Annotated in this window: 7 protein-coding genes and 1 tRNA gene; 5 read left to right on the top strand and 3 right to left on the bottom strand. The window is 68.5% G+C overall.

The genetic code is table 11. The features are described from left to right. Window positions 1-15 precede the first annotated feature (15 nt). Together Q7J39_RS07490 and Q7J39_RS07485 are read left to right on the top strand one after the other, a co-directional pair. Window positions 16-92: transfer RNA gene (locus Q7J39_RS07490), tRNA-Met, on the top strand. A 117-nt stretch (window positions 93-209) separates the two neighbouring features. Next, on the top strand, window positions 210-671 hold the full coding sequence (locus tag Q7J39_RS07485; RefSeq protein ID WP_304822234.1) for a cupin domain-containing protein: 462 nt from the start codon (window positions 210-212) through the stop codon (window positions 669-671). A 57-nt stretch (window positions 672-728) separates the two neighbouring features. On the opposite strand, the gene Q7J39_RS07480 is transcribed toward Q7J39_RS07485, so the two are convergent. Continuing rightward, window positions 729-1,013, bottom strand: coding sequence for a hypothetical protein (locus Q7J39_RS07480; protein WP_304822231.1), 285 nt, complete (start codon window positions 1,011-1,013; stop codon window positions 729-731). Window positions 1,014-1,343: 330 nt separating this feature from the next. Here Q7J39_RS07480 and Q7J39_RS07475 point away from each other — a divergent pair, with 330 nt between their 5' ends. Continuing rightward, on the top strand, window positions 1,344-1,619 hold the full coding sequence (locus Q7J39_RS07475; protein ID WP_304822228.1) for a hypothetical protein: 276 nt from the start codon (window positions 1,344-1,346) through the stop codon (window positions 1,617-1,619). 85 nt (window positions 1,620-1,704) lie between these two features. Beyond that, on the top strand, window positions 1,705-2,685 hold the full coding sequence (locus Q7J39_RS07470; RefSeq protein ID WP_304822225.1) for an aldo/keto reductase: 981 nt from the start codon (window positions 1,705-1,707) through the stop codon (window positions 2,683-2,685). On the opposite strand, the gene Q7J39_RS07465 is transcribed toward Q7J39_RS07470, so the two are convergent. Both Q7J39_RS07465 and Q7J39_RS07460 read right to left on the bottom strand, forming a co-directional pair. Beyond that, window positions 2,682-2,891: a hypothetical protein gene (locus tag Q7J39_RS07465; protein ID WP_304822222.1), complete on the bottom strand. Its 210-nt coding sequence runs from the start codon at window positions 2,889-2,891 to the stop codon at window positions 2,682-2,684. The genes Q7J39_RS07470 and Q7J39_RS07465 overlap by 4 nt on opposite strands. 161 nt (window positions 2,892-3,052) lie before the next feature. Then, window positions 3,053-3,823, bottom strand: a complete 771-nt coding sequence (locus tag Q7J39_RS07460) for a hypothetical protein (protein ID WP_304822219.1) — start codon at window positions 3,821-3,823, stop codon at window positions 3,053-3,055. Window positions 3,824-3,993: 170 nt separating this feature from the next. On the opposite strand from Q7J39_RS07460, the gene Q7J39_RS07455 reads away from it, so the two are divergent. After that, window positions 3,994-5,979, top strand: a complete 1,986-nt coding sequence (locus tag Q7J39_RS07455; protein ID WP_304822216.1) for a TonB-dependent receptor — start codon at window positions 3,994-3,996, stop codon at window positions 5,977-5,979. The last annotated feature ends 21 nt before the right edge of the window (window positions 5,980-6,000 follow it).

Genomic DNA, 6,000 nt, shown 5'->3' with positions numbered 1-6,000 from the left:
GATTTCTAGCTTTGCCGCGGGGTGGAGCAGCCCGGTAGCTCGTCAGGCTCATAACCTGAAGGTCACAGGTTCAAATCCTGTCCCCGCACCCAAAATCCCTAAAGCCCCGCTCACGCGGGGCTTTTTGCGTCAGGGCGTTGCAGAAGAGCGAAAGCGGCCCAAACCTAAGCTTTCGAATACTTGAAGCGCAGCAGAATTGGGTCTCGACCATGCCGAAAATCGACCTCTCCGCCATCGCCGTCGACCGCGGCAGCAACTACCCCGCGCCCTTCGATGCCCCCTGCAGCGGTCAGAGCTACCAAAGGCTGGCGCGTGACAGCGGCCTGACCCTGTTTGGCGTGAACCTGACGGTGATCGAGCCCGGAGCGTGGTCCAGTCAGCGCCATTGGCACACCCACGAGGACGAACTGGTCTGGGTCGTGGAGGGGGAGCTGACCCTGGTCACCGACGCCGGCGAGGAGATCCTGCGGCCCGGCGACTGCGCAGCCTTCAAGCGGGGCGTCGCCGATGGCCACCACCTGATCAACAGGAGCGACCGGCCCGCCAAGGTGCTGGAGATCGGCAACGCCGACCCGCTGGACGTCTGCACCTATCCCGACATCGACATGATCGCGGGGCCGGAGCCGGGCTACAAGCATCGCGACGGCGCGCCCTATCCTGCGAAGGACTAGCCAAAGAAAAAGGGCCGGCGTTTGGCCGACCCTCTTCCTCAGATCTGGGGATTTCGCTTAGCGCTGGGCGAGCCGCATCGCTTCGAGCTGGGCGACGTCGGAGCTGCTGAGCTGTTCGAGGGCCGAATTGACCGATCCCTTCATGCAGCGGCCGTAGGCGTCGAGGAACAGGGTCTCGCTGACCACCGCCTTGGCGCACACCTTCTTGGCGGCCGCGACGATGTCGGCGTGGATCTGGGCGGTGGACTTGCCGACGAGGGAGACGCGGACGCCTTCTTCAGCATGGGCGACCGGAGCCAGGGCGAGGGTGGCCAGGGCGGCCAGGGTCATCAGTTTCATCATGTTTTTCGTCCCGGAAAGGGGTTGGGGTTCAACCGCCTCCCGGCGTTCCTCAGGCTGGTGCTAGGCTTCTAGGGTGGCCCAAGCGCGTCGCCTGAGAGGGACTTAGCGCGCGGATTTGGCCTGCGGCAAGTGACAATGGTGCGACGCAATATGGCCAATGGTGCCATGCGGCATGAGTGGGCGCCGTCGCTCAAAAGGACGGCGCCGAGGCAGGCGAAGGCGCGGCGCGGCACGGCGGTTGCGGCGGGAGGTCCGGAAGACCCCGAAATGAAACACTTGCATTCGGCGGCTCTTCACACTTGATTAACCTCTATTAACCGCTGAGGTCCCATGTTGCTTTCTGTCCTGGCTTTGACGGCCGCCATCGCCGCCCCGTCAGGCGCGTCCGCGCCGGCCTCCGAGTCCGCCCCGGCCCTGGCCGCCAACGCCTATATCGTTGAGTGCCTGGTCAATGGCGCGGCCCTGACCGCCTGCACCGTGATCGACGCCGATCCGGCCACCAACCCGGACGCCGCCACCGCGCTCAAGCTGGCCGCCAACATCCACGTGCCGGACTCCATGGCCCAGGCCGGCCGTATCCGCATCAAGTTGAACGTCAATCCGTAGGGCCCTCGGCCGCGATTGACGAACCGATCCCCCCGGCTCCAAAAGGCTCCTGCGCACCGTCGCGCGCCTTTTGAGGAGCCGCCCCATGCAGACCCGCAAGCTCGGACCGTTCGAGGTCTCCGCCATCGGCCTGGGTTGCATGAGCCTCTCCCACGGCTATGGACCCGCCGCCCCGCGCGAGCAGGCTGAGCGCGTGCTGAAGGGGGCCCTGGACGCCGGCTACACCTTTCTCGACACCGCGGCGGTCTATGGGGTGGGCCACAACGAGGCCCTGATCGGCGAGGTGCTGGGCGATCGGCGCGGCGACTACGTGCTGGCCTCGAAGTGCGGCCTGACCAATGGCGACAAGCGCGAGCTGAACGGTCATCCCGATGTCCTGAAGGCTACCTGCGAGGGCAGCCTGAAGCGCCTGAAGACCGACGTCATCGACCTCTACTACCTGCATCGCTGGGACAAGCGTGTGCCCATCGAGGACAGCGTCGGCGCCTTGGCGCAGCTGGTGGCCGAGGGAAAGATCAAGACCATCGGCCTGTCGGAGGTGTCGGCCGACACCCTGCGCCGCGCCCACGCGGTCCATCCGATCACCGCCCTGCAGACAGAATACTCCCCCTGGACCCGCAATCCGGAGATCGCCGTGCTGCAGGCCTGCAAGGACCTGGGCGTCACCTTCGTGGCCTTCAGTCCGGTGGGCCGGGGCTTCCTGGCCGGCGGGGCGTCAAATCCGGCCGCCTTCCAGGAAGGCGACATGCGTCTGGGGATGCCCCGCTTCCAGGGCGAGGCCTTCGCCGCCAATCTGAAGCTGTTTGCGGCCTTCGCCGCGCTTGCGAAGCAGGCCGGCTGCACCCCGGCCCAGCTCTGCCTGGCGTGGCTGTTGGCCAAGGACGAGACCATCGTCCCGATCCCTGGCACCACGAACCCCGATCACATGGTGGAGAACGCCGGCGCGGCTGCGGTCACGCTGGCGGCCGAGACGATGGCCAAGGTCGAGGCGCTGGTGAACCCGCAGACGGTCACCGGACCGCGTTATTCACCGGCCATGCAGGCGTCGATCGACACGGAGGGCTAGGCGCCTTCCAGGCTCTCGAAGGCGGTGATCAGGGCGGCCTGGGCCAGGCGTTTGGCGCGGGTGGCGACCTCGGCCTCGGGCAGATCATGCAGGCCGCGTGGGCGCGGCAGGCTGACCTGGACGGTGATCCCGTCGTCGGTGAGGACAGACACCCCCACCAGAGTCGGGCTGACGGTGACGGAGGGCGGCAGGGACAGGTCCAGCATGGCGTTCGTCTCCAGATCCCCAGTTAGGCGGGGTTTGGACGCTGCGCACCGGTAAGTCGAGCCACGGTTTTATGACCAGATGTGATGGAACTCGTTAGGTCTTTTGACGGGCGCTCGATGCGCCTGTCATCGTAAAGCCCTCGTTGGCGAGCGCTGCCTGCTCAGATTTCTAGATCCAGGCAGCGCTGCAAATATCGTCGGGTGGCCTGTTCGAACGCCTGTGGCCACGGCGCTTCCAGCCTGTCGGCGAGAGGCCTGGCCCGGCCAAGGAACAGACGGGCGAGTTCGAGATTGGCAGCGATCAGAGTTTCGCGTCGGGCCGGCGGCGGAACGAGGGCCTCAAGCATGTTTCGCTGATGCTCGGTCAGATTGAGGTTCAGTCGCTTGGCCCCGCCGCGCGCGGCCGGCGCCACGCCATTCTCCTCGATCATCAACTCGATCAGCATCTTGCGCAGCAGATCATAGCCTTGCTGCGCGCCCAGCCATTCCTCCCTTCCTAGCGCCACAGGCAACAGACCTAGGATGCGAAGAAACTCGGTGATGAGAGCCGCGATCCGTCGCGGCGCGCGAGTGTCGGCGGACGGTGGCTGAGCCGGCGGGGTGGAAGCCGAATCGCCCGCCAGGTGTTTCAGGGCGCCGCCATCCATGAAGGCCAGCTCCGTGGGCGTCAGGAAGCTGATGTCGAAGCGCTCCCAATCGACCGTGGTAGCCGCCAGGATCCGCTCATGAAGCTGCTGCGCGTGGACCAGGGCCGGCAATGCTGCGCCGCCTTGGCCATAATCGGCCAGGCACGCGGCGCGATCGGCCTCATTCACCTGCGCGACCAGGTCGACATCGCTCCAGGTGTCGCCGACGCCCCGTGCGAGGCTGCCGGAAAGCCAGATAGCGCTGATGCGGTCGTCGGCCGCCAGCACCGCGGTGACCTGGGCCATCAAGGCTGCCTGCGCTTGTGTCATCATCCCTCCTCCATCTGTCGGCGGGCGCAGGATCTTCGCGCCACCGCCGATCCTGCAAACGACATTCACAGCGAATACTTGTGAGCCCAGATCACACGGTTCGTCATGGCTGACAGGGCGCAGCTTTCACACTATGCCCTTGGGCCATGCCCATCGCTCCGCCCCCGCCCGAAGTCGAAGTCGTTGTCGTCCATGCCCCGCGCCTGCCGGCCCTGGGCGGGGAGGCGGTGTTCGCGGTTCAGCAGATCGACGCCGAGGACCTGAAGACCGCGCCTCGCCTCGACGTCGCCCTGAAGCGGGCGCCCGGCGTGTCGCTGTTCCGGCGGACCGGCAGCGACGCCGCCAATCCCACGATCCAGGGCATCTCCCTGCGCGGCGTGGCGCCGTCGGGGGCCGGGCGAGCGCTGGTGACCCTGGACGGGGCGCCACAGAATGATCCCTTCGGGGGCTGGGTGATCTGGTCGGCGCTGCCGCCAGAGGGCCTGGAAAGCGTCACCCTCGTGCGCGGCGCAGGCGCAGGCGCCTATGGGGCCGGCGCGCTCACGGGCGTGGTGGCCCTGGAGGAACGGGCCGCGACCGAAGGGGTCTCGGCCCTGGACCTGTCCCTTGCCCAGCGGGGCGGGGCACGCGCCGCCGTGGCCCTGGGGACGACGGGCCTGTTGCTGACCGCGAGCGCTGAGACCTCGGACGGCTACACGCCGGTCCGCGGCGGACGCGGGGCGGCCGACGTTCCCACCACCCTCGAGGCTGGATCCTTCGCCTTCCGGGTGCAGGGCGAGCACAAGGGCCTCGTCGGCGCCCTGCGGCTCGGGGTCTACGAAGAGCGGCGCGGCGCGGGCCTCTTCGGCGCCAACTCCACGGCCAGCGGCGGCTCGGTCACCGCCACGGTGGCCAAGATCATCCACGGCGGCGGCTGGCGGTTGCAGGCCTGGGCGCGGTCCAGCGACCTGGCCAACAGCTCCTCGGCCGTGGCGGCTGGCCGTGCGGCCACCACGCCGGCCGCCGACCAGTATTCAACGCCGGCCCTGGGCTACGGCTTCAACGCCGCCTGGCAGGGGCGAGGCGAGGTCTTCTCCTGGGAGGTGGGGGGCGACGCCCGCTTCGCCGACGGCCATGCCTATGAGCGGTTCCGTTACATGGCTGGCGCCTTCACCCGGGGCCGGGAGTCTGGTGGGACCACGGCGGTGGCCGGCCTCTATGCGGAGGGCGTGCTGGACCGGGGCGACTGGCTGGTCACCGGCGGCGCGCGGGTCGACGCCTGGCGCCAGGAGGACGCGGTGCGCCGGGAGCGGGACCTGGCGACGGGGGCGGTGACGCTCAACGCCACCTCGCCCGACACCTCGGGCGCCACGCCCACGGCACGGTTCGGCGTGCGCTACCGCCTGAACGAGGCCGCCTGGCTGCGGGGCGCCGCCTATGCCGGCTTCCGGCCGCCGACCCTCAACGAACTGCACAGGCCGTTCCGGGTCGGCAACGACGTCACCGAGGCCAACCCCACCCTGACGCCGGAGACCCTCTATGGCGTTGAGTTCGGGATCGGCGGCGACGGGCAGACCCGCTGGAGCGCGACGGTCTTCTACAACCGCCTCGACGACCCGATCACCAATGTGACGGTCGGTCCTGGCGGGGTCAGCTATCCGGTGGCGGGCTTCATCCCCGTGGGTGGGGTGCTGCGCCAGCGGCGCAACGTCGGCCAGATCGAGGCCTGGGGGCTGGAGGCCGACATCGCCCACACCTTCGGCGATCTGACCCTGAACGCCGCGGCGTCGGCCACGAAGGCGGAAGTCGACGGCGGGCGCGCGGCGCCGCAGCTCACCGGAAACCGGCCGGCCCAGACCCCGGAATATACCGTCACCGGCGGCTTCGACTGGAAGGCAGGGGATCGCCTGACCCTGTCCGCCAACGCACGGTTCGAGAGCGCACGGTTCGAGGATGATCTGAACAGCCGCAAGCTGGCCGCCTCGGTCGGGATCGACGCCCGGGCCGCCTGGCGGCTGACGAAGGACAGCGAGATCTATCTGGCGGCCGAGAACCTCACCGACGCTCGCATCGAGGTCGGCGAGACCGGTGACGGGACCGAGAGCTTCGCCGCGCCCCAGACCTTCCGCATCGGGTTCTCGCTGCGGCGGTAAAGGCCGGCCAGGCGTCGTCCT

The sequence above is a fragment of the Phenylobacterium sp. genome, assembly GCF_030651185.1.
Taxonomy (GTDB): Bacteria; Pseudomonadota; Alphaproteobacteria; order Caulobacterales; family Caulobacteraceae; genus Phenylobacterium.
Note: the sequence above shows the minus strand (reverse complement) of the source record. Positions and strands in the feature narration are given on the sequence as shown.

Excerpts from the sequence above, each read along its gene's own strand:
- Q7J39_RS07485 (WP_304822234.1), top strand. The coding sequence starts at position 210 with ATGCCGAAAATCGACCTCTCCGCCATCGCCGTCGACCGCGGCAGCAAC.
- Q7J39_RS07480 (WP_304822231.1), bottom strand. The coding sequence starts at position 1,013 with ATGATGAAACTGATGACCCTGGCCGCCCTGGCCACCCTCGCCCTGGCT.
- Q7J39_RS07475 (WP_304822228.1), top strand. The coding sequence starts at position 1,344 with ATGTTGCTTTCTGTCCTGGCTTTGACGGCCGCCATCGCCGCCCCGTCA.
- Q7J39_RS07470 (WP_304822225.1), top strand. The coding sequence starts at position 1,705 with ATGCAGACCCGCAAGCTCGGACCGTTCGAGGTCTCCGCCATCGGCCTG.
- Q7J39_RS07465 (WP_304822222.1), bottom strand. The coding sequence starts at position 2,891 with ATGCTGGACCTGTCCCTGCCGCCCTCCGTCACCGTCAGCCCGACTCTG.
- Q7J39_RS07460 (WP_304822219.1), bottom strand. The coding sequence starts at position 3,823 with ATGGCCCAGGTCACCGCGGTGCTGGCGGCCGACGACCGCATCAGCGCT.
- Q7J39_RS07455 (WP_304822216.1), top strand. The coding sequence starts at position 3,994 with ATGCCCATCGCTCCGCCCCCGCCCGAAGTCGAAGTCGTTGTCGTCCAT.